Origin of the sequence: Caulobacter sp. CCH9-E1, assembly GCF_001556515.1 — a bacterium.
Classification (GTDB): Bacteria; Pseudomonadota; Alphaproteobacteria; order Caulobacterales; family Caulobacteraceae; genus Caulobacter.
Genome location: NZ_LSJA01000258.1, coordinates 1 through 20,266, shown reverse-complemented (window position 1 = coordinate 20,266; position 20,266 = coordinate 1). Strand labels below are relative to the sequence as shown.

At 69.0% G+C, this 20,266-nt stretch carries 22 protein-coding genes, 1 pseudogene and 1 riboswitch; of the genes and pseudogenes, 11 read left to right on the top strand and 12 right to left on the bottom strand.

Features of this window, described 5'->3' with window-relative positions:
* The first annotated feature begins 306 nt into the window (after nucleotides 1–306).
* The gene (locus AX690_RS22955) at nucleotides 307–738 is read left to right on the top strand and encodes a hypothetical protein (RefSeq protein ID WP_156449682.1); all 432 of its coding nucleotides are present in this window, start codon (nucleotides 307–309) and stop codon (nucleotides 736–738) included.
* Here AX690_RS22955 and mutY read toward each other — a convergent pair.
* Complete coding sequence (gene mutY, locus AX690_RS14390) at nucleotides 735–1,799, bottom strand: A/G-specific adenine glycosylase (RefSeq protein ID WP_066683988.1); 1,065 nt, start codon at nucleotides 1,797–1,799, stop codon at nucleotides 735–737. The genes AX690_RS22955 and mutY overlap by 4 nt on opposite strands.
* Nucleotides 1,800–1,848: 49 nt before the next feature.
* On the opposite strand from mutY, the gene AX690_RS14385 reads away from it, so the two are divergent.
* The 4 genes from AX690_RS14385 (at nucleotide 1,849) to smc (ending at nucleotide 7,227) form a co-directional block, all read left to right on the top strand.
* Nucleotides 1,849–2,391: a DUF721 domain-containing protein gene (locus AX690_RS14385; RefSeq protein WP_066730442.1), complete on the top strand. Its 543-nt coding sequence runs from the start codon at nucleotides 1,849–1,851 to the stop codon at nucleotides 2,389–2,391.
* Nucleotides 2,392–2,529: 138 nt separating this feature from the next.
* Nucleotides 2,530–3,147, top strand: coding sequence for a DsbA family protein (locus tag AX690_RS14380; protein WP_066682571.1), 618 nt, complete (start codon nucleotides 2,530–2,532; stop codon nucleotides 3,145–3,147).
* Nucleotides 3,147–3,764 carry a thioredoxin domain-containing protein gene (locus tag AX690_RS14375; protein WP_066682573.1) on the top strand — a complete coding sequence of 206 codons (618 nt, stop codon included), beginning with the start codon at nucleotides 3,147–3,149 and terminating at the stop codon, nucleotides 3,762–3,764. The genes AX690_RS14380 and AX690_RS14375 overlap by 1 nt, the downstream gene beginning before the upstream one ends.
* A gap of 19 nt (nucleotides 3,765–3,783) precedes the next feature.
* Nucleotides 3,784–7,227, top strand: coding sequence for a chromosome segregation protein SMC (gene smc / locus AX690_RS14370; RefSeq protein WP_066682575.1), 3,444 nt, complete (start codon nucleotides 3,784–3,786; stop codon nucleotides 7,225–7,227).
* Nucleotides 7,228–7,240: 13 nt separating this feature from the next.
* Here the strand turns inward: smc and AX690_RS23715 are convergent.
* From AX690_RS23715 to AX690_RS14360, 3 genes and pseudogenes are all read right to left on the bottom strand, one after another.
* Nucleotides 7,241–7,328, bottom strand: a pseudogene (locus tag AX690_RS23715) (hypothetical protein); the annotation flags it as partial.
* A gap of 16 nt (nucleotides 7,329–7,344) precedes the next feature.
* Complete coding sequence (locus AX690_RS14365) at nucleotides 7,345–8,136, bottom strand: TSUP family transporter (protein WP_066682577.1); 792 nt, start codon at nucleotides 8,134–8,136, stop codon at nucleotides 7,345–7,347.
* Nucleotides 8,137–8,202: 66 nt separating this feature from the next.
* On the bottom strand, nucleotides 8,203–8,592 hold the full coding sequence (locus AX690_RS14360; protein WP_066682579.1) for a DUF6481 family protein: 390 nt from the start codon (nucleotides 8,590–8,592) through the stop codon (nucleotides 8,203–8,205).
* A 360-nt stretch (nucleotides 8,593–8,952) separates the two neighbouring features.
* Between AX690_RS14360 and AX690_RS14355 the strand changes: the two genes are divergently transcribed.
* From AX690_RS14355 to AX690_RS14335, 5 genes are all read left to right on the top strand, one after another.
* Nucleotides 8,953–9,336, top strand: coding sequence for an AtpZ/AtpI family protein (locus tag AX690_RS14355; RefSeq protein ID WP_066682580.1), 384 nt, complete (start codon nucleotides 8,953–8,955; stop codon nucleotides 9,334–9,336).
* A 5-nt stretch (nucleotides 9,337–9,341) separates the two neighbouring features.
* The gene (locus AX690_RS14350) at nucleotides 9,342–10,103 is read left to right on the top strand and encodes a F0F1 ATP synthase subunit A (RefSeq protein ID WP_066682581.1); all 762 of its coding nucleotides are present in this window, start codon (nucleotides 9,342–9,344) and stop codon (nucleotides 10,101–10,103) included.
* A gap of 47 nt (nucleotides 10,104–10,150) precedes the next feature.
* A complete protein-coding gene (locus AX690_RS14345) occupies nucleotides 10,151–10,375 on the top strand; it encodes a F0F1 ATP synthase subunit C (protein WP_004615714.1) in 225 nt (74 codons plus the stop codon).
* Nucleotides 10,376–10,500: 125 nt separating this feature from the next.
* Nucleotides 10,501–11,040 (top strand): ATP synthase F0 subunit B', encoded by a 540-nt coding sequence (locus tag AX690_RS14340; protein WP_066682588.1) that lies wholly within the window; start codon nucleotides 10,501–10,503, stop codon nucleotides 11,038–11,040.
* Between the two features lie 10 nt (nucleotides 11,041–11,050).
* Entirely contained in the window at nucleotides 11,051–11,560 is a 510-nt protein-coding gene (locus tag AX690_RS14335; RefSeq protein ID WP_066682590.1) for a F0F1 ATP synthase subunit B, read from the top strand.
* A 71-nt stretch (nucleotides 11,561–11,631) separates the two neighbouring features.
* Here AX690_RS14335 and AX690_RS14330 read toward each other — a convergent pair whose 3' ends face one another.
* The 8 genes from AX690_RS14330 to gcvT all read right to left on the bottom strand — a co-directional run bounded on the left by AX690_RS14330 (nucleotide 11,632) and on the right by gcvT (nucleotide 18,501).
* Nucleotides 11,632–12,054 (bottom strand): four-helix bundle copper-binding protein, encoded by a 423-nt coding sequence (locus tag AX690_RS14330; protein WP_066682592.1) that lies wholly within the window; start codon nucleotides 12,052–12,054, stop codon nucleotides 11,632–11,634.
* Between the two features lie 75 nt (nucleotides 12,055–12,129).
* Nucleotides 12,130–12,573 carry a hypothetical protein gene (locus AX690_RS14325; RefSeq protein WP_156449680.1) on the bottom strand — a complete coding sequence of 148 codons (444 nt, stop codon included), beginning with the start codon at nucleotides 12,571–12,573 and terminating at the stop codon, nucleotides 12,130–12,132.
* Between the two features lie 386 nt (nucleotides 12,574–12,959).
* Entirely contained in the window at nucleotides 12,960–13,403 is a 444-nt protein-coding gene (locus tag AX690_RS14320) for a hypothetical protein (protein ID WP_066682596.1), read from the bottom strand.
* Complete coding sequence (locus AX690_RS14315; protein ID WP_066682597.1) at nucleotides 13,400–13,819, bottom strand: hypothetical protein; 420 nt, start codon at nucleotides 13,817–13,819, stop codon at nucleotides 13,400–13,402. The genes AX690_RS14320 and AX690_RS14315 overlap by 4 nt, the downstream gene beginning before the upstream one ends.
* A gap of 131 nt (nucleotides 13,820–13,950) precedes the next feature.
* Entirely contained in the window at nucleotides 13,951–15,528 is a 1,578-nt protein-coding gene (gene gcvPB, locus AX690_RS14310; RefSeq protein WP_066682599.1) for an aminomethyl-transferring glycine dehydrogenase subunit GcvPB, read from the bottom strand.
* Nucleotides 15,525–16,871, bottom strand: a complete 1,347-nt coding sequence (gcvPA, locus tag AX690_RS14305) for an aminomethyl-transferring glycine dehydrogenase subunit GcvPA (protein WP_066730441.1) — start codon at nucleotides 16,869–16,871, stop codon at nucleotides 15,525–15,527. Before gcvPA ends, gcvPB begins: the two co-directional genes overlap by 4 nt.
* Nucleotides 16,872–16,985: 114 nt before the next feature.
* Entirely contained in the window at nucleotides 16,986–17,369 is a 384-nt protein-coding gene (gcvH, locus tag AX690_RS14300) for a glycine cleavage system protein GcvH (protein ID WP_255357074.1), read from the bottom strand.
* 4 nt (nucleotides 17,370–17,373) lie between these two features.
* Nucleotides 17,374–18,501: a glycine cleavage system aminomethyltransferase GcvT gene (gene gcvT, locus AX690_RS14295; RefSeq protein WP_082769675.1), complete on the bottom strand. Its 1,128-nt coding sequence runs from the start codon at nucleotides 18,499–18,501 to the stop codon at nucleotides 17,374–17,376.
* 136 nt (nucleotides 18,502–18,637) lie between these two features.
* A riboswitch (glycine riboswitch) is annotated at nucleotides 18,638–18,728 on the bottom strand.
* A gap of 170 nt (nucleotides 18,729–18,898) precedes the next feature.
* Between gcvT and AX690_RS14290 the strand changes: the two genes are divergently transcribed.
* Nucleotides 18,899–20,266, top strand: a 1,368-nt coding sequence (locus tag AX690_RS14290) for a methyl-accepting chemotaxis protein (RefSeq protein ID WP_066730440.1), incomplete at its 3' end; no start/stop codon positions are given.

Sequence of the window (20,266 nt, the reverse complement as noted above, 5' to 3'; positions counted from 1 at the left end):
TGATCCGCCCAGCGGATCGCCTCCCCGCCAAAGTTCATCAATCAACTAGAAATGAGGGCTTCAGCTTAGTCCGAAGGGCTTGTTTCCGGCCTAGAGCGGCGCCAATCTTTCCGCATGGCCAAGACCCATCGGATCGCAGCAAACGGAGCTTTCGTCAGCGTCGCTTCGGCTAAGACGAAGAGCGGTAGCGTGCTGCAACAGATACGCCGGCCCGATGGCACGAAGGTCACCGGCTTAGATCGAGACACCTACGAGCGGGCGCTCTTCAGCGCGAAATCAGTGCTTTCGAAGAAATAAAATTCGATAATGGCGCCGACGCCGTACAACCCTGTCTTCGACAACCTGGTTACGGCCCCCGACGATATAGAAGGGTTCATCGCCTACGGCCTATACAAGCAAGCCAAACGAGAATGGCTGCTTGAACATCAAGCGCGAACCGGGCGAGCGCCTACTGCGTCTGAGCTTCTCGCCTTCTCCCGCCAGTGGTCGCCGACGGCTCTACAGGCCTTTCGCGAAACCGCTGAAAGCGCTCTTTCAGCCTATGCTCAAAGCGTTCTTGAAGATCAGACGCCGTCGATCCAACGCGACGCGCTTCTTCAAGGTCGGCCACTCTGGAAAGATGTCATGATCGGCGTCATCTCAGCCTTGAGCTATTCGATCGTGCTCGTCGTCGCGGCGTTCCTGATAAAGATTTTCGGGAACGACTTCATGGATGCGATCAACGGCCTCAAGGGCTAGAGCAGCCGCTCGGCCGCCCGCGCGGCCTTCAGGAACACGCTGGGCAAGGCCGAGAGGCCCTCGCGCGGGGTCCAGACGAAGTCGCCCTCATTCGCGCCGTGAGCAGCGAAGACCCGCAAAGTGAGTGAGAAGTGGGTGAAGACGTGCTCGACCGCGCCGAGGTCGCGCCAAGCGCCCGCCACGGGCGCGGCCGCTCGCGCCTCGGCGTCGTCATAGGGCGCCGGCCGCCAGTCCGAGGTCGGCAGGCCCAGCATCCCGCCCAGCAGCCCCTTCGGCGGCCGACGAACCAGGGCCACCTGATCCCCGCGCGTCAGGACGTAGGCCACGCCATGTCGGCGCGGACGGTCGGCCTTCTTGGCCTTGCGCGGATAGGTCTCCGGCGCGCCGGTCTTGAAGGCCTCGCACCAAGGCGACACCGGACAGAGGTCGCACAGCGGCCCCTTCGGCTTGCAGACGGTGGCGCCCAGGTCCATCAGCGCCTGGGCCCAGTCGCCGGGGCGCTCGTCGGTGACCAGCGCGCCCGCCAGCGCCTTCAGTTCGGGCTTGGCGTCGGGCAGCGGCGTCTCGACGGCGAACAGCCGCGACATCACCCGTTCGACATTGCCGTCGACCACGTTGGCGGGCTGGTCGAAGGCGATCGCCGCCACCGCCGCGGCGGTGTAGGCCCCAACGCCGGGCAGCGCCCGCAGGCCCTCTTCCGTATCCGGGAAGACGCCGCCGTGCTGGCCCGCGACAGCGCGGGCGCAGGCCAGGAGGTTGCGGGCGCGGGCGTAGTAGCCAAGGCCCGCCCAGGCGGCCATCAGGTCGCCGTCCTCGACCGCCGCGAGATCCAAGACCGTCGGCCAGCGCTCGGTGAAGCTCAGAAAGTACGGCGTGGCGTGCGGCACGGTGGTCTGCTGCAGCATCACCTCCGACAGCCAGACCCGATAGGGATCGGACCGGACGCCCGCGCGGCGGTCGTCGGGCGAAACTCGCCAGGCCAGGGTCCGGGCCTGACGGTCGTACCAGGCCAGCAGGCTTGAGCGGAGGGCGACGCGATCAAGAGAGACGCTGGCTTTCATCGTCTCCTCGCCTACCGCGAAGAACGGTCCGCATGCTAGTCTTCCCATCATGGCCCGCCGCCCCCTGCCCAGCCCCGAAGAAGCGATCGCCATCCTGCGCGACAAGCGCACCCGGCCGCCGCGCCGCCCGCCCCCGCCGGCCGGAAAGAGCCTGGCGCCGCTGCTGAAGGACCTTGAGAACCGCTTCGGCCAGGGTCCGGCCGCCTTGCAGACCCGCTGGCGCGAGATCGTCGGCGACACCCTGGCGCGCCGCACCGAGCCGGTCCGCATCATCAAGGGCCGCAACGGCGAAGGCGGCGCGCTGGAGCTTCGGGTCGATGGTCCCATGGCCTCGCTGATCCAGCACCAGGCGCCGCAGATCACCGCCCGGCTGGACATGCTGCTGGGCAAGGGCGTCGTCACCCGCCTGCGCATCGTTCAGGGCCCGGTCAAGGCGGCCGCCGCGCCGACGCCGCAACGTCCGCGCCGCAAGCCTCCGCTGGACGCGGCGCTGGAGAAGGAGCTGGCCGACAGCCTGGCGGAACAGCCTGACGGGGGGCTGAAGCAGGCGCTCTTGAAACTGGGCCGCGGGGTGCTGGCCTCCAACCGCTGAAGCGCCGCCGCCAAGGCCGGGCGAGACCATTGACAACCAGGCCTCGCTCGCGCTCTTGCCCTAGTCTGCGTTGAGCCCTTTTCCCTTCGAAACGAGAATCGGGCTTAAGTTTCCAATCGACCGCCGAAGGGCCATTTGATGCGTTCGCTGATCAGCCGAGTCACCCTTGTCGCCGCGCTCGCCGCGGGCCTCGCCAGCTGCGGTCCCAAGGGCGAGACCGTCACCGCCGACGACATGACCCAGGGCAACCCGAACGCCAAGGTCACCGTCGTCGAATACGCCTCGGCCTCGTGCAGCCACTGCGCCGAATGGAACGAGGACGTCTATCCGGCCTTCAAGGCCAAATACATCGACACCGGCAAGGTCAACTACGTCTATCGCGAGATTCTGACCCCGCCGCAGGAAGTGGCCGCCGCCGCCTTCCTGATGGCCCGCTGCGCCGGCAAGGATAAGTACTTCCAGGTCGTGGATTCGGTCTATCGCGCCCAGTCGCAGATGTTCCAGACGGGCCAGTTCCGCGAGAGCCTGCTGACCGTCGCCCAATCGGCGGGCATGAGCGAAGAGCAGTTCAATGCCTGCGTCACCGACGAAAAGGGCCTCAAGGCCCTGAACGATCGCGTCGAGAAGTACAGCAAGGAAGCCAAGATCCAGGGCACGCCCACCTTCGTCGTCAACGGCAAGAAGGTCGGTTCGGAAGAGGGCGGCGCGCGCACCCTGGCCGAGCTGGACGCGGCCATCGCGGAAGCCTCGAAATAATGACCCTGGACCGGCGCGCCCTGATCGTTTCTGGCCTGGCCATCCCTGGCCTTGTGCTTGGGGCGGCGCCGGCGGCCGCGCGCGCCGCGTCCATGCCGGCGGTCCCCGGCGAGATGGTGATGGGCTCGCCCACGGCGCCAGTCCAGTTCGTGGTCTACGCCTCGGCCAGCTGTCCGCACTGCGCTCACTGGTGGACCGACATCCTGCCGCAGGTCCGCAAGGGCTTCATCGACACCGGCAAGGTGCGCATGGTCTTCCGCGAGTTCCTGACCCCGCCGCCGGAGTTCGCCGCCGCGGGCTTCATTCTGGCGCGCCGAATCCCCGGCAAGTACTTCGAGGTCCTGACCACCGTCTTCGAGAAGCAGGCTTCGATCTACGAGAGCGAGAAGCTCTGGGAAGGGCTGGAGGCGATTGGCCAGCAATATGGCCTGACCGCGCAACAGTTCGCCGAGACCCTACGCGATCCCAAGGCGCTGGAGGCCGTCAACGCCCGCTTCGCCCGCGCCCAGACGGACGGGATCGAGGGCACGCCGACCTTCTTCGTGGCCGGCGCCCAGGTCGACGGCTCGGATTTCACCGCCCTGACGCGGGCCTTCGCCGTCGCGGCGAAGGGCTGAGGCTAAGGGGGACCGCCCCGTGCAGTTCCAGCGCCTCCGCCTCTCGGGCTTCAAGTCCTTCGTCGAGCCGACGGAGTTCCGGATCGAGCCAGGCCTGACGGGCATCGTCGGCCCGAACGGCTGCGGCAAGTCGAACCTGCTGGAAGCGCTGCGCTGGGTGATGGGCGCCAATTCCGCCAAGGCCATGCGGGCCGGCGGCATGGACGACGTGATCTTTGCCGGCAGCGGGGCGCGACCGCCGCGCAACCACGCCGACGTCGCCCTGACCATCGACAACGCCGACCGCACCGCGCCGGCCCAGTTCAACGACGACCCGGTGCTGGAGGTCGTGCGCCGCATCGATCGCGGCTCGGGTTCGACCTACAAGATCAACGGCCGCGAGGTGCGGGCCCGCGACGTCCAGCTGCTGTTCGCCGACGCCTCGACCGGCGCCAACTCGCCCGCCCTGGTGCGCCAGGGCCAGATCAGCGAGCTGATCGGCGCCAAGCCCCAGAACCGCCGCCGCATCCTGGAAGAGGCCGCCGGCGTCTCTGGCCTGCACACCCGCCGCCACGAGGCCGAGCTGCGCCTGCGCGCCGCCGAGGCCAATCTCGCGCGTCTGGATGACGTGGCCCGCGAGCTGGAGACGGCCCTGAACCGCCTCAAGCGCGAAGCCCGGCAGGCCGAGAAGTACAAGCGCCTGTCGGCCGAGATCCGCGCCGTGCAGGGGGCGGTGCTCTACACCCGCTGGACCGAGGCCCGCGATACGCTGGAGCGCACCCAGCGCGAGGCGACCGAGGCTGCCCGCCTCGTGGAGGAGACCGCGCGCGCCAGCGCCGCCGCCCAGGTCGCGATCACCGACGCCGAGACCGCCATGCCGCCGCTGCGGGAAGAGGCGACGATCGCCCAGGCGATCCTGGGCCAGCTGGCCATCCAGAAGGACCGCGCCGAGCGCGAGGCCGAGGCCGCCGCGGCCGAGTTCGAGCGCCTGAAGAACGACCTCGCCCGCATCGAGGCCGACCGCGCCCGCGAACAGCAGGCCAAGGAAGACGCCGCCGCCGCCCTGGCCCGCATCGACGCCGAGCTGGAAGAAGTCCGCGCCCTGGTCGCCGCCGCGCCCGAACGTGGTCCCGAGCTGGAGGCCGCCGCCAAGACCGCCGAGGAAGCCCGCGCCGCCGCCGAGACCCGGGTCGAGCAACTGGCCGCCCGCGTCGCCGCCGAGGAGGCCCAGTTCCGCGCCGCCGCCGCGCGCCTGTCCGAAGCCGACGCCCGCGCCAGCCGCACCAACCGCGCCCTCGACCAGGCCAAGGCCGAACGGGCCGCGATCGGTCCCGAGGTCGACCCGGCCGCCGCCGACGCCCGCCAGCGCTTCGCCAACGCCGAGGCCGCCCTCGCCGCCGCCCGCGCCGCCCTGGAGGAAGCCGAGGCCGAACGCGTCAAGGCCGCCGAGCAGGAGGCCCAGGCCCGCCAGCTGGCCCGCAATGTCGAGGACCAGCTGGGCCGCCTGCGCACCGAGGCCCGAGGCCTGGCCCAGCTGACCGCCCCGCGCGCCAAGAGCGGCCATGCGCCGGCGCTGGACAGCGTCTCGCCCGACAAGGGCTATGGCGCGGCCCTGGCGGCCGCCTTGGGTGATGATCTCGACGCCGCGCTCGATCCGAAGGCGCCCTCCTACTGGGGCGGCGCGCAGGTCTCGGCGCCGGTGTGGCCCGAAGGGGCCCAGCCGCTGGTCCCGCTGGTCAAGGCGCCGCCGGAGCTGGTCGCCCGCCTGTCGCACGTGGCCGTCGTGGCCCGCGCCGACGGCGACCGGCTGCAGAAGAGCCTGAAACCCGGCATGCGCCTGGTCTCCATCGAGGGCGATCTGTGGCGCTGGGACGGCTTTGTCGCGCGCGCCGACGCGCCCAAGCCGGCCGCCATCCGCCTGGAGCAGCGCACCCGCCTGGCCGAGGTCGAGGCCGAGATCGACGTGCTGACCCCGCGCGCCGAGGCCACGGCCGCCGCCCTGAAGACCGCCGCCGACCGGATGCGCGCGATCGAAGATCTGCTCCGCGACAAGCGTCGTGGTCCGCCCGACGCCGAGCGCCTGCTGACCCAGGCCCGCGAGCAGGTCGCCAAGTTCGAACGGGAGCAGGCGTTGCGCGCCGCCCGCGCCCAGTCGCTGGACGACACCATCGCCCGCTTCGAGGCCGAGAAGGCCGAGGCCGACGCGGCCCTCGCCGAAGCCCGTGACGCCCACGCCGCCGCCCAGACCTCGGGCGATCTTCAGCCCCAGTTGGCGGAAGCCCGCCAGGAGGCCGCCAAGGCTCGCGAAGCCGCCAGCGCCGCCCGCACCGCCCTTGACCTCGAAACCCGCGAACGCGCCGGCCGCCAGCGCCGCCTGGAGAGCCTGGAGCGGGACCGCGTCGACTGGGCCAAGCGCGCCGAGACCGCCGCCAAGCGCGCGGAATCTCTGGAAGGCGACCGGGTGAAAGCCGCCGCCGCCCTTGAGGCCGCCCGCGAGGCGCCGGCTGTCCTGCAGGAAAGGCTGGTCGCCCTGCTCGACGAGTTCACCGCCGCCGAGGCCCGCCGCGCCAAGGCCAGCGATGCGCTGGAGACGGCGGAGACCAACCGCGTCAACGCCGACCGCGCGGCTCGGGCCGCCGAACAGGCCGCCAGCGAGGCCCGCGAAAAGCGCGCCGCCTTGGTCGCCCACCTGGACGGCGCCCGCCAGCGCTACGCCGAGGTCGCCACCGCCATCCGGGAGCAGGCTCGCATGGAGCCCGAGGAGCTGGGCCGCCACGTCGCCGGCGAAGCCGTGGCCGTGCCCAAGGACGCCGCCGGCGTGGAAGCTCACCTCTTCGCCCTGGAGCGCGAGCGCGACGCCATCGGCCCGGTGAACCTGCGCGCCGAGGAAGAGGCTCAGGAGTACGCCGGGCGCCTGGAGATCATGCGCACCGAGCGCGCCGACCTGTCTGGCGCGGTGACCAAGCTGCGCGCCGGCATCGAGGAGCTGAACGCCGAGGGACGCGAGCGCCTGCTGGCGGCCTTCGACGTGATCAACGCCAATTTCCAGACCCTCTTCCAGGCCCTGTTCGGCGGCGGCCAGGCCGAGCTGAAGCTGATCGAGAGCGACGATCCGCTGGAGGCGGGCCTCGAGATCTACGCCTGCCCGCCCGGCAAGCGGCTAGCCAGCATGAGCCTGATGAGCGGCGGCGAGCAGGCCCTGACCGCCAGCGCCCTGATCTTCGGCGTCTTCCTGGCCAATCCGGCTCCGATCTGCGTGCTGGACGAAGTCGACGCGCCGCTCGATGACGCCAATGTCGATCGCTACTGCAACATGCTGGACGAGATGCGCCGCCGCACCCAGACGCGCTTCATCGCCATCACCCACAATCCGGTGACCATGAGCCGGATGGACCGCCTGTTCGGCGTGACCATGGCCGAACGCGGGGTGAGCCAACTGGTCAGCGTGGATCTGAGCACGGCCGAGAAGCTGGTGGCGGCCTAGGGCCGACCACTTGCCCCCTCCGCGCTTTGCGCTCCTCCCCCGGAGGGGGAAGAAGGATCTCCTTCCGCCCGCCTCTGGGGGCGGACGACCCGCGGAGCGGGTCAGGTGGGGGGAGTCTCAGCCGCCGATAAGATGCGTCACCGCCATCCGAAGCGGATTGGCCGGATCCGCCAGCAGCTTCACCGCCATGGCGCAAGAGATCACCACCAGGAGCGGCCGGATCAGCTTCGGCCCAAAGCGCATGGCGAGCCTCGATCCCACCTGCGCGCCGATGAACGCGCCGACCGCCATGGCCAGGCCCACGGGCCAGACCACCACCCCCTTCAGCGCGAACAGGGTCAGGCTGCCGAGATTGCTGGCGGCGTTGGCCAGCTTGGTGTGGGCGGTGGCCTTCAGCACGCCGTAGCCCAGCAGGGTGACGATCGCGACCATGTAGAACGCGCCGGCGCCCGGGCCGAAGATCCCGTCATAGAAGCCGACCAGCGGCGCGGCGAAACAGGCGAACGGGATCAGCGCCATGCGCGGGGCGACGTCCTCGCTCTTCAGGGCGCGCGAGAAGCCGAAATAGAGGGCGATGGCGATCAGCAGCAGCGGCACGATCGCCCGCAGCAGCTGCGGCGACAGCAGGCTGGCGCACAGCGCGCCGCACAGGCCGGCGATGGCGGCGGCCAGCGCGACGGGCCACGCGGTCTTCCAGTCGATCAGGCCGCGCCGGGCGAAGGCGCTGGTCGAGGAGATGGCGCTGACCGCGCCTTGCAGCTTGTTGGTGCCCAGGGCCTGGACGGGCGAGAGGCCCGCCAGCAGCAGGGCGGGCAGGGTGACGAGCCCGCCGCCGCCGGCGATGGCGTCCAGCGCCCCCGCGAGGGCGGCGACCACGAACAGGCTGGCGATGACGTCTAGGGAAACCATGAGCGGCTCATGGTCCCGTTCGACGCATCAGGCAAAGAAAAAGGGGCCCGAGAGGCCCCTTGATCCTTAACCCAGCAGGTGGGCCCACTGGTGGGCGCGCGACTGCTTGCTATTGGTCGTCTTGCCCAGGGCGCGCAGTTCGTCGCGCTCCTTGGCCTTTTCTTCCTTGCGGACGCGCATCTCGGCGGCTTCGAGGGCCTTGCGCTCCTTGCGCTCGGCGCGCTTGGCGGCCATCAGCTCTTCCTGGCGAGCCAGGGCTTCGAGACGGGCTTTTTCCTTGGCTTCGGCGCGGGCGGCGCGGACGGCTTCGAGTTCGGCGGCGCGAAGCTCTTCGCGCTTATCGAAATCCGGATCCTGGACCGTCGGCTTGGCCTTGAACTTGGCCAGCATGGCCTTCTTGGCTTCCTGTTGCGCGGCGAGGCGATCGGCGAATCCGGTGTTCTTCAGGTGCGACATGAATCTTCGTATTGTTTGGAGGCGGCGGCTCTAAAGCCCAAATCGACGAAAAAAGCAATGCGTCATCGAGGCCGGGCCGCTCCTTGCCTAGGGGGAGCGGCGCTTAAAGAACGCCTGCTAGATAGGAAGTCGTTCCCGATCCGAAAGACCCCGCCTCGCCCTCCCTGCGGGAAGATTGGGGTCGGTTTTGCCCGCCTGACGGAGGGGAAGGCGAAAACCTCAAATATTCCGGCCACTTGCCTCGTGCAGCGGTCACCTTGACGCACCGCAGCGAGGTCTATAGGTTCCGCGCCGATCAAGCCGGCCGGAAAAGCGCTTTTTTGTGGCGCGTCCTCGGCGCTTTCGGACCTGCCGCTTCCCATGCCCAAGGCCGACGAACCGAACGACAAGGCTCCGCAGAGCCTCGACGCTCGGCTCGCCGCATTTGAGGCGCGGAGGGCGGCGGAAAAGCCGGTCAAGGCTCAGTCCGAGAGGGCCCAGCAAGACGGCTACCGTCTGCTGGCGGACCTGATCGGGGGCGTTTTGGTGGGTCTCGGCTTCGGCTGGCTGCTCGACCACTACGTCCACACGAGCCCCTGGGGCATGGTCGGCGGTCTGCTGATCGGTCTCGGGCTCGCGATTTTCTCCATCGTCCGCAAGGCGATGAAACTGAGCGCGCAGGCGTCGGCCCCGTCCCCGGTTCCGGGGAAGGCCGACGGAGACACGGGAGACGGGCCTACCGTCCCCAAGCAGAAGAGAGACTAGGGCCGATGGCCGATCCGATGCACCAGTTCCAGATCCAGAAGATCGTGGAACTGCCCACCGTGACCGTTCCGGGCCTGGGCGCCATCGATCTTTCGATCACCAACTCCGTGGCCGCGATGATGTCGGCCGCCCTGCTGATCATCGGCTTCTACAGCCTGGCGGCCCGCAAGGCCGTGGTGCCGGGCCGCCTGCAGGCGGTGGGTGAAATGCTCTACGGCCTGGTCGACGGCCTGGCGGAATCCATCATCGGCCACGACGGCAAGAAGTTCCTGCCGTTCGTGTTCACGCTGTTCGCGTTCGTGCTGTTCATGAACATGCAGGGCATGTTCCTGGTCTTTACCGCGACCTCGCAGCTGGCCGTGACCCTGACGCTGGGCCTGATGGTCATCCTGACCGTGGTCGCCGTCGGCTTCGCCAAGAACGGCCTGAAGTTCTTCAAGCTGTTCGCGCCTTCGGGCGTGCCGTGGCCGCTGTATTTCCTGCTGGTGCCGATCGAGATCCTGTCGTTCCTGATCCGTCCGATCACCCTCGGCCTTCGTCTGTTCGGCAACATGCTGGGCGGCCACGTGGTGCTGAAGATCTTCGCCGGCTTCGTGATCGCCCTGGGCGGTCTCGGCGTGCTGGGCTGGGCCGGTTCGGCCCTGGCCCTGACCTCGGTCGTCGCTCTGACGGCCCTCGAGTTCATGGTGGCCTTCCTCCAGGCCTTCGTGTTCGCGGTGCTCACCTGCGTCTATCTCAACGACGTCGTGCACCTCGACAGCCACTGATCAACCTTTAGTCTTTCAACCAATACCCTTCTCAAGGAGTCTCAATCATGGACGCTGCTGCTGCTAAGTACATCGGCGCTGGTCTGGCCATGCTCGGCATGATCGGCGCGGGCGTGGGCCTGGGCGTGATGTTCGGCAACTACTTCCAAGGCGCCCTGCGCAACCCGACGGCCGCCGCTCAAGAGCGCCCGATGCTGTTCCTGGGCATGGCCCTGACGGAAGCCCTGGGCATCTTCGCCCTGGTTATCGCCTTCCTGATCCTGTTCTCGTAATCCGATCCCCGGGGCGCGGCGCTTCATCGGAAGCGACGCGCCCCGATTTCTGTTTTCTCGCGCTTCCTGGAGCGGGCCGGATCACGGTCCGCTTCAAGCGCAATAGCTGAGAGGCGCCTTCGCCCATGGCGACGGAACATCAAGGCACGACCGAGACGACGGAAGCCCCCAAGGGCCACGAAGGCGGCGGCGGTCTTCCGCAGCTGCAGTTCGAGCACTGGGGCGGTCAGATCGTCTGGCTCCTGCTCATCTTCGCCGTGCTTTACGCGGTGCTGTCCAAGGGCCTCCTGCCCCGCGTCAGCGGCGCGATCGAGGAACGCGGCGCCAAGATCGCCGGCGACATCGCCGACGCCCGTCGCATGAAGGACGAGGCCGAGGCTCAAGCCCGCGCGGCCGCCGCCGAAGTGGCCGAGGCCCGCGCCAAGGCCCAGAAGACGGCCGCCGATGCGAAGGCCAAGGCTTCGGCCGAGGCCGCCGAGCGTCAGGCCAAGGAAGAGGCCGCCCTGGCCGAGAAGCTGGCCGCCGCCGAGGCTTCGATCCAGACCGCTCGCGACCAGGCCATGAGCCAGGTCCGCGTGGTGGCCCAGGACACCGCCGGCGCGATCGTCGAGAAGCTGACCGGCAAGGCGGCCACCGCCGCCGAGCTCAAGTCGGCTCTGGCCTAAGGGACTGAAGATGGAACACGAATCCCTGTTCAGCCTGTCGAACCCGGAGTTCTGGGTTCTGGTCGCCCTGGTGGTCTTCTTTGGCCTGCTGGTCTTCCTGAAGGTCCTGCCGGGCGCCCTGTTCGGCGCGCTCGACAACTACTCGGCCAAGATCAAGGCCGAGCTGGATGAGGCCCAACAGCTGCGGGAAGAGGCCCAGGCCCTGCTCGCGGACGTGAAGGCCCAGCGCGACGAGGCCGAGCGCCAAGCCGCGGGCATGCTGGAAGCCGCCAAGGCCGACGCCAAGCGTCTGGCCGAAGAGGCCAAGGAAAAGCTCGAGGAGCAGATCAAGCGCCGCGCCGAGATGGCCGAGCGCAAGATCGCCCAGGCCGAGGCGCAAGCCGCCGCCGACGTGAAGGCCGCCGCGGTGGATCTCGCCGCCCAGGCCGCCGAGGCCGTCCTGGCCGCTCGCCTCGCCGGCGCCAAGACCGACCCGCTGGCGGACGCCGCCATCGGCCAGATGGGCGCCAAGCTGCAATAGCGGCTAGCGTCACTGGGTAGACAAGAAGAAGGGCGCGGATCGCAAGGTCCGCGCCCTTTTCTTATGGGGGCTCAGTGCGCCGGCGTCTGGCTGTCCGCTAGGCTGGCGATGGCCTCCTCGCACGCTCGCTCGCAGTCGCGGCAGGCGGCGGCGCAGATGGCGCAGTGCTCGTGCATCTGCGCGTGCCGCTCGCACTCGGCCGCGCAACGGGCGCAGGCCAGCTGGCAGGCGCGCAGCTGGGCCTCGATCAGAGGGACGTCGCCCCCTGAACGCCGGGTCGCGATCAGGCCGGTCGTCAGGCAGACGTCGGCGCAATCCATGTTCAGGCGGACACACTGGACCAGCTGAGCCACCTGCTCCTCGCCCAGACAGGCGTCCGCGCACGAGGCGCAGACCTGGGCGCAATCGAAGCAGGCCTCGACGCAACGGGCGAGCGCGGTGTTCACCGCGCCTTTGACGTGGGGATGGGTGGCCAGCATCTGTTCAGCGCGCATGGCGGGCTCCTGCGTTGAAGTGGGACCAACGCAAAATCCGGGCGCTCCCGTCGCGGTTCCGATCAGAAGGAAAGGCTAGGACGCGATCGCCTCGGGGTCGGGCGCTGCGAAAGGGCCCTCCTCGAAGAGGCGCTCATGACGACGGCGCATCTCCCCGTCGCGCGCCTTGGCGAACAGCCAGTGAGGGGTCAGGGACGGGCCATATTTCTCATAGGTCCCGATGAACTCGAAGCCGCACCACTTCAGCCAGCGGATCTCGGTCTCGTCATGCTCCGGAACGAGGTTGAAAGCGACCTCGTAGCGTTCAAGCATGTATGCGATCCAACGCGGGCATTGCTGCAGGAAGATCAGCTTATGGTCACGCAACAGCCGCTCTGATGGCGTCAGCCAGATGGTTCCCGCCCCAGGCCATTGGGGAAACGGTGCGATGCCGAACATGCCGACGACGCCCGTCGCGTCGTCGACGATCGAGAGGCAGCACTCGCGACTGTGCTCGAGTGAAAACTCCAGGGCCGCCATCGGCTCGCGGCCGTACAGCGCTCCAGTCCTCAGGCGCTCGGCCTCGGTCAGGTTGGCGTGGAGACTTTCGGGGTCGCCCGCAACCGCGGCGCGAGCATGGGCGGAGTTAGAGATCGGTTTAGCTAGCATTGACGGGGTAGACGCGGACCCTTCCGGATCCGCGCCGCCTTTTTAGCCCTTGCGGGCGGCGCCGGAGAGCGTGCTCGACGGTCCGAGGCATTGAGAAGCGCAACGCATGCGATTGCTCCAATGTTGAAACACGGCTGATTGCCGCCCGGCTTCATTTTCAGCGCACGGGACGACACGCAACGGCCCGACGGCGGATTGAGACGCCCGGTCGCCATTCTGAGACGAGTAGTCACCAAGGCCCGCCTGACGCGACGGCTCTACCCTGCCTTGGCCGTTTTCCGCGCTACGTAGCGCCTCACCCGTTTGCGGGTCTTCTTCAGCAGCCGCCAGCGGGCCTTGCGCAGGACCAGCTTCTCGGTGCGGAGCATCTGCTGCCAGACGACCAGCAGCACCTCGGGCTCGCGGCGCATCAGGCGGCGGATGGGGAACACCAGCTTCGGGTGGCGGCGCTGCCAGCGGATGAAGGTCTTCCGGGCCTGGAACGAGTAGCGCAGGACGATCATCAGCCCGATGACCAGCAGCGGCAGGCCCACGTGCCCCGGCAGCGGCGTCAGCACCGCGCCGGCCAGGATCACCAGAGCGCCGAAGCCGATGGCGATCCAGCGAAAGGCGCGCGCGGCCGACTCGCGCAGCAGCAAGGCCAACCGCGCGCGGCGCCGAACCCTGTGCTTGATGTCGATCGTCGCGACCGTGGGCGTCACTGGCCGTTGCGCCTCGCCGCCCGGCGCTTCAGCGACTTGCGCCAACGGATAGCCATCCGCCAGCGGCGCGGCACGACCAGGCGTTCGACGCGCAGGGCCTGCTGCCAAGCCACCAGCACGACCTCGGGCTCGCGCCGCAGCAGACGGCGCAGCGGGAAGATCAGCTTGGGGTGAGCGTGCTGGAAGCGCACGAACTGCTTGCGGGCCTTGAACGAGTTGCGCAGCACCAGCATCAGACCGACGACGGTCAGCGGCAGGCCCATCGGGCCCGGCAGCGGCGCGATGACGATGCCGCCGATGACCAGCAGCACGCCCAGGCTGACCAGAATCACGCGCAGGAATCGCGCGATGAGCTCACGGGCGAGGTCATCGGCGGTGCGGCGGGCGCGCGGCATGGCAAGGGCGATAGCGGTCATGGGAGGACAACGAGCTTGCGCGCCGCATGCTCCCTGGATCAGCCAGCTAGCCCCGACGCGCCCTCCCGATATGTGGAGCCAGGAGGGCGCCGTAAAGGCGCCCTCTGGTCGCAAGGGGGGTATGGAGAATGCTATTCAGCCGCCAGTGGCGCCGCGGCCACAGGTTTCCACTTCAACCGGGGCTTGCGGGCCGCCTGGGTCTCATCCAGGCGCCGGAGCGGAGCGTGGAACGGCGCGCCCTTGAAGCGCTCCGTATCCCCCGCTTTGGCGGCGCCGGCGAGGGCCCGGAGCGCGGCGATGAAGCGATCCAGCTCCTGACGGCTCTCCGTCTCGGTCGGCTCGATCAGCATCGCGCCATGCGCCACCAGCGGGAAGTACATGGTCATGGGGTGGAAGCCCTCGTCGATCATCGCCTTGGCGAAGTCGAGCGTGGTGACCCCGGTGCCTTCCAGCCAGGCGTCGTCGAACAGCGCCTCGTGCATGCACGGCCCCTCGGGGAAGGCCGGGCTCATCACGTCCTTCAGGCGCGCCTTGATGTAGTTGGCGTTCAGCACCGCGTCCTCCGCGGCCTGCTTCAGACCGTCGGCGCCGTGGCTGAGCATGTAGGCGTAGGCGCGAACATACATGCCCATCTGGCCGTGGAAGGCGCTCATGCGGCCGAAGGCGGTCTTGGCGCCCTCCTCGCCGGCGTGCTCGACCAGGTCGAAACCGTCCTCGCCGTGGGTCAGCCAGGGCGTCGGGGCGAACGGGGCCAGGGCCTCCGACAACACCACCGGACCCGCGCCCGGACCGCCGCCGCCGTGCGGCGTCGAGAAGGTCTTGTGCAGGTTGATGTGCATGGCGTCGACGCCCAGGTCGCCCGGGCGCACCCGGCCGACGATGGCGTTGAAGTTGGCGCCGTCGCAGTAGAAGTAGGCCCCGGCCGCGTGGGTCAGGCGCGCGATCTCGACGACGTCGCGCTCGAACAGGCCGCAGGTGTTGGGGTTGGTGACCATGATGGCGGCCACGTGGTCGCCGAGCTTGGACTCCAGGTCCTTCAGATCGACGCGGCCGTCCTCGGTCTGGGCGATCTCGACGACGGTGTAGCCGACGAAGGCCGCCGTGGCCGGGTTGGTGCCGTGGGCGCTGGTCGGCGCCAGGACCGTCTTGCGATGGCCGTTCCCGGCCGCCTCGTGGGCGGCGCGAATGGCGAGCAGGCCGCACAGCTCGCCGTGGGCGCCGGCCTTGGGCGACAGGGCCACGGCGGGCATGCCGGTCAGGGTCTTCAGCCAGTGAGCCAGGCGGTCCATCAGCTGCAGGGCGCCCTGCACCGTCGAGGTCGGCTGCAGCGGGTGGATGTCCGAGAAGCCCGGCAGGCGCGCCATCTTCTCATTGAGGCGCGGATTGTGCTTCATCGTGCACGAGCCCAGCGGGTATAGCGCCAGGTCGATGGCGTGGTTCTTCTGGGACAGGCGCACATAGTGGCGGACCGCTTCCGGCTCCGACAGGCCCGGCAGGCCGATCGGCTCGGAGCGCAGCAGGCCGGCCAGATCGCTGGACGGGGCGGCGACGTCGGGCAGGTCGACGCCGGTCTTGTTCCAGCCGTCCAGCTCGAAGATCAGGGCCTCGTCCTGCAGCAGGCCGCGACCGCCCGTCAGGGTCTCGTGACCGGCGGGTGCGTCATTCGCGGCTTCGGGGCGCGTGGGGCGGCCGACGTTGTTCATGCTCATTGGCCCACCACCTTGGTCAGGAGTTTGGTCAGGAAAGTGATGTCGACGTCCAGCGTCGTCTCGGTCGCGGCGACCAGCAGGACGTCGTCCATGCCCGCGCCGGCGTCGAGGCGCGAGAACGGCACGCCGGCCAGCACGCCATGGTTGGCCAGGGTCTCGACCAGCTCGGCCGCCTTGCCTGGCACACGGACCGCGAACTCGTTGAAGAAGCGCGGCGTCAGGATCTCATAGCCCGGGATCGCCGCCAGGGCGTCGCGCAACGCAACAGCCTTCTGGTGGTTCAGCGCGGCCAGCTTGCGCAGGCCGGTCTCGCCCAGGAGGCTCATATGGATCGAGAAGGCCAGAGCGCACAGGCCGCTGTTGGTGCAGATGTTCGAGGTGGCCTTGTCGCGGCGGATGTGCTGCTCGCGGGTCGACAGGGTCAGCACGAAGCCGCGCTTGCCGTCGGCGTCGACCGTCTCGCCGCACAGGCGGCCCGGCATCTGGCGGACGAACTTCTCCTTGCAGGCGAAGAGGCCGACATAGGGGCCGCCGAAGTTCAGGCCATTGCCGATCGACTGGCCCTCGGCCACGGCGATGTCGGCGCCCATCTCGCCGGGCGGCTTCAGGAGGCCGTACGAGACCGCCTCGGTCGTCACCACGATCAGCAGCGCGCCGGCGGCGTGGGCGGCCTCGGCGATCTTGCTCACGTCGGTGACCGTGCCGAACACGTTCGGGGTCTGGACGACGACGCAGGCGGTGTCGGCGTCGATCGCGGCGATCACCGCGTCCTCGGCGTCGATGGCCGCGGGCATGCGGGTCGTCTGAACGCCGGCGGCGTGGGCCAGGGTCTCGATCGCGCCGACATAGTGCGGGTGGACGCCGCCCGACATCACCGCCTTGTTCCGACGGGTGACGCGCTGGGCCATCATCACCGCCTCGGCCGCGCCGGTCGAACCGTCATAGAGCGAGGCGTTGGCCACTTCCATGCCGGTCAGGGCCGCGACCTGCGTCTGGAACTCGAACAGCACCTGCAGGGTGCCTTGGGCGATTTCCGGCTGATAGGGCGTGTAGCTGGTCAGGAATTCCGACCGCTGGATGATGTGGTCGACCGTCGCCGGCACATGGTGACGATAGGCGCCGGCGCCGCAGAAGAACGGCCCTTCGCCCGCGGCGCGGTTGCGCTTGGCCAGGCCGGCCATCTCCCGCTCGACTTCCAGTTCGCCGACATGGTGCGGCAGGTCGACCGGCGCGTCGCGGCGGGCCGAGGCCGGCACGTCCACGAACAGGTCGTCGATCGACTTCACGCCGATCACGCCGAGCATCTCGGCGCGGTCTTCGGGGGTCAGGGGGAGATAGCGCATGTTTCTGTCCTGCTCCCTTCCCCTTGATGGGGAAGGGTGGGGATGGGGTGGTTAGGGCGGCGGGGTCACCCACAGCCCTGCCCTTCCCCCCCATCGAGGGGGAAGGGGTCTTGGTTACAGCGTGGCCAGGAACGCTTCGTACGCGTCGCGGTCCATCAGGGCGTCGACCTCGGCCGGGTTGGCGAGCTTGATCTTGGCGAACCAGCCGCCGCTTTCGGGCAGGGCGTTGACGGTTTCCGGAGCGTCCGCAAGCTCGGTGTTGCCTTCGACGACCTCGCCCGACACCGGGGCGTAGACGTCCGAGGCGGCCTTGACGCTCTCGACCACCGCCAGGCCGTCGCCCTGCTTCACGGTCTTGCCGGCTTCCGGAACCTCGACAAACACCACGTCGCCCAGCTGCTCGGCGGCGTAGGCGGTGATGCCGACGGTGGCGACGTCGCCCTGAACGACGACCCATTCGTGATCTTTGGTGAAGCGCATCTTGGTCGGCCCTTGGATGAGATTAGAGTTTGCGGACGTAGCGGCTGGGAACGAACGGGCTGGCGACCACCTCGGCGGCGGCGGCCTTCCCGCGAACGATGACCTTCAACTTCGTCCCGATCGCGGCGTAGGCGGGCGGGGCGAAGCCGATGGCGATGGGGTAGCCCAGGCTGGGGGCGAAGCCGCCGCTGGTGACCTTGCCGATCACGGCGCCGGCCTCGTCGGCGATCTCGGCGCCTTCGCGGGCGGGGGCGCCTTCCAGCACCTTCAGGTTCACGCGGACGCGCGACAGCTCGCCGGCCAGTTCCTTGGCGATGCGGGCCGCGCCCAGATAATCGCCGGCCTCGCGGCGCGACTTGCCGACGGCGAAGTTCAGGCCGGCCTCGATCGGCGAAACGGTCTCGTCGAGGTCATGGCCGTAGAGCGGCAGACCCGCCTCCAGGCGCAGGCTGTCGCGGGCGCCCAGGCCGATCGGCTTGACGCGCTCGTCGGCCAGCAAGGTGTTCCAGACGCGCTCGGCGGCGTCGGCCGGGATCGAGATCTCGTAGCCGTCCTCGCCGGTGTAGCCCGAACGCGAAACGATCGCGTCGACGCCGAACGCCGTCAGAGCCTTGGCGTCCATGAACACCATCTGGGCCGCTTCGGGGATATGGGCGGCCAGCACGGCGGCGGCCTCAGGACCTTGCAGCGCCAGCAGCGCGCGGTCCTCGAGGCGGGTCACCGTCGCCTCGCCCGCCAGCTCGCGGGCGATGATGGCGTAGTCGTTGTCCTTGCAGGCGCCGTTGACGACGACGAAGAGACCGTCGTCATCGGGACGCGCGGTCATCAGATCATCGACGATGCCGCCCTGCGCGTTCAGCAGCACGCCGTAGCGCTGCTTGCCCGCCTTCAGGCCCTGGTAGTCGGCCGAGACGACCTTCTCGAAGCTCTTGGCGGGGTTCTCGCCGCGGATGCGGGCCTGGCCCATGTGCGAGACGTCGAACAGGCCGGCGTGCTCGCGCGTCCAGAGGTGCTCTTTCAGCACCCCGTCCTTGTACTGCACCGGCATGGAGTAGCCCGCGAACGGAACCATGCGCGCGCCCGCCGCGACGTGGGCGTCGTAGAGCGGGGTCTTCTTGAGATCTTGGTCGGACAACGCGATGGGCTCCAAACGAGGTCGGCGACAGGACCGGCTCTCGCCGGTTGGTCGCGCCCCCGCTGTCCCTTGGGCCTGAGAGATTCCGGGACGATCCGTCCCTTGCTCCTTCGGCGAGCCGCCCTTGCGGGAGGCCTCTTTCCAGCGTTCCTAAACTCGCGCGGTCCTTTTGCCTGAGCGTTTCCGGGGCGGTTGCGCCTTCGGCCTCGGGAGCGAATCCCGATGTCTCCCGCGAGGGTCCTCGGCTCAATGCGGGAGGGGTGCGCCGGAGTCAAGCGCGCCCCGCTCGTCCCTCGGGCGAGGCGGGCGTTTTCCTCATCCGCCGCGACTGGGACACCAGGCCGCAGCCGGAACTTTCCGCGCATTAACCCGTCAAGGCGAAGCTTGCGGCGCTTTCACAGCAGGACCTTCCATGACGATCCGCATTCGCGACGCGCTCAACATCTTCGCCGGCTGTCTGCTGCTGGGCTTCGTGCTGGCGACGGCGACGGCGGTGTTCTCGCTGATGGAGCTGCGGGTCGGGGGACCGCTGTCGCAGAAGCAGTCGCAATCCTACGAACTGCTGGCCGACATCTTCCCGCCGCCGCTGTACCTGGTCGAGTCGATGCTGATCGTCCATCACGGCGCCGAGGACACGGGCCAGGCGGACGCGACGCTGAAGGCGCTGAACACCCTGCACAAGCAGTACGATGAGCGCCGAGCCTATTGGAAGGGCCTCGACCTGCCGGACGATATGCGCACGGCGCTCGACGCCTCCGACGTCGAGGTGCAGGCGTTCTGGAAGGTCGTCGACGGCGAATACGCCCCCGCCCTGAAGTCCGGCGACGTGATTGGGGTGAACACGACGATCGCCAAGCTCGAACCCGTCTACGCGCGCCACCGCAAGGTCATCGACCAACTGGCGGTGTTGGCTCAGCAGGGGGCGGAAGCGCAGGCGCGAAAGGTCGAAAAGGCGACCTGGTTCGTCATGGCCCTGCTCGCGGCCGTCACCGTCGCCATGCTGGCGATCGTGGTCGTCGGCGTTGGAGCTCTGCGCCGGTTCGTCGCCTCGCCGCTGTCGAGGATCACCGACTATATGGGCCGCCTGGCGACCGGCGACTACAGCCAGGAAGTGCCTCTGCAGGCGCGCCCCGACGAGATCGGCGACATGGCGCGGTCGGTGGCGACGTTCCGAACCGCCGCCCTGGAGCGGCAGGCCGCCACGCGCGCCCAGCTCGAACACGAGGAAGAGGCCCGCCTGCAGAGCGCCGAGGCCGCTCGCGCAGAAGAACGCGCCCTGCGCCAGCGCGTGGCCGACAGCCTGGGCGATGGCCTGCGCCGCCTGGCCGCCGGCGACCTCTCGGCGCGGCTGACGTCGCCTTTCCCGGAAGACTTCGAAGGCCTGCGCCGAGACTTCAACAGCTCGATGGAGACGCTGGAGCACGCGATCCGTCAGGTGCTGATCACCACCGCCGCGGTCGACAGCGGCTCGCGGGAGATCTCGACGGCCTCCGACGACCTGGCCCACCGCACCGAGCAGCAGGCCGCCAGCCTGGAAGAGACCGCCGCGGCCCTCGATCAGGTCACCGCCACCATCCGCAAGACCGCCCAGAACGCCGCCCAGGCCCAGGAGGCCGCCTCGGTCAGCCGCAAGCTCGTGGGCCAGTCCAGCGCCGTGGCGACCGAAGCGATGACCGCCATGGAGCGGATCGACGTCTCGTCCCAGAAGATCGGGCAGATCATCACGGTGATCGACGAGATCGCCTTCCAGACCAACCTGCTGGCCCTGAACGCCGGCGTC

Coding starts and splice junctions, on each gene's coding strand:
- AX690_RS22955 (WP_156449682.1), top strand. CDS start 307: ATGGCGCCGACGCCGTACAACCCTGTCTTCGACAACCTGGTTACGGCC.
- mutY (WP_066683988.1), bottom strand. CDS start 1,799: ATGAAAGCCAGCGTCTCTCTTGATCGCGTCGCCCTCCGCTCAAGCCTG.
- AX690_RS14385 (WP_066730442.1), top strand. CDS start 1,849: ATGGCCCGCCGCCCCCTGCCCAGCCCCGAAGAAGCGATCGCCATCCTG.
- AX690_RS14380 (WP_066682571.1), top strand. CDS start 2,530: ATGCGTTCGCTGATCAGCCGAGTCACCCTTGTCGCCGCGCTCGCCGCG.
- AX690_RS14375 (WP_066682573.1), top strand. CDS start 3,147: ATGACCCTGGACCGGCGCGCCCTGATCGTTTCTGGCCTGGCCATCCCT.
- AX690_RS14365 (WP_066682577.1), bottom strand. CDS start 8,136: ATGGTTTCCCTAGACGTCATCGCCAGCCTGTTCGTGGTCGCCGCCCTC.
- AX690_RS14360 (WP_066682579.1), bottom strand. CDS start 8,592: ATGTCGCACCTGAAGAACACCGGATTCGCCGATCGCCTCGCCGCGCAA.
- AX690_RS14355 (WP_066682580.1), top strand. CDS start 8,953: ATGCCCAAGGCCGACGAACCGAACGACAAGGCTCCGCAGAGCCTCGAC.
- AX690_RS14350 (WP_066682581.1), top strand. CDS start 9,342: ATGGCCGATCCGATGCACCAGTTCCAGATCCAGAAGATCGTGGAACTG.
- AX690_RS14345 (WP_004615714.1), top strand. CDS start 10,151: ATGGACGCTGCTGCTGCTAAGTACATCGGCGCTGGTCTGGCCATGCTC.
- AX690_RS14340 (WP_066682588.1), top strand. CDS start 10,501: ATGGCGACGGAACATCAAGGCACGACCGAGACGACGGAAGCCCCCAAG.
- AX690_RS14335 (WP_066682590.1), top strand. CDS start 11,051: ATGGAACACGAATCCCTGTTCAGCCTGTCGAACCCGGAGTTCTGGGTT.
- AX690_RS14330 (WP_066682592.1), bottom strand. CDS start 12,054: ATGCGCGCTGAACAGATGCTGGCCACCCATCCCCACGTCAAAGGCGCG.
- AX690_RS14325 (WP_156449680.1), bottom strand. CDS start 12,573: ATGGCGGCCCTGGAGTTTTCACTCGAGCACAGTCGCGAGTGCTGCCTC.
- AX690_RS14315 (WP_066682597.1), bottom strand. CDS start 13,819: ATGACCGCTATCGCCCTTGCCATGCCGCGCGCCCGCCGCACCGCCGAT.
- gcvPB (WP_066682599.1), bottom strand. CDS start 15,528: ATGAGCATGAACAACGTCGGCCGCCCCACGCGCCCCGAAGCCGCGAAT.
- gcvPA (WP_066730441.1), bottom strand. CDS start 16,871: ATGCGCTATCTCCCCCTGACCCCCGAAGACCGCGCCGAGATGCTCGGC.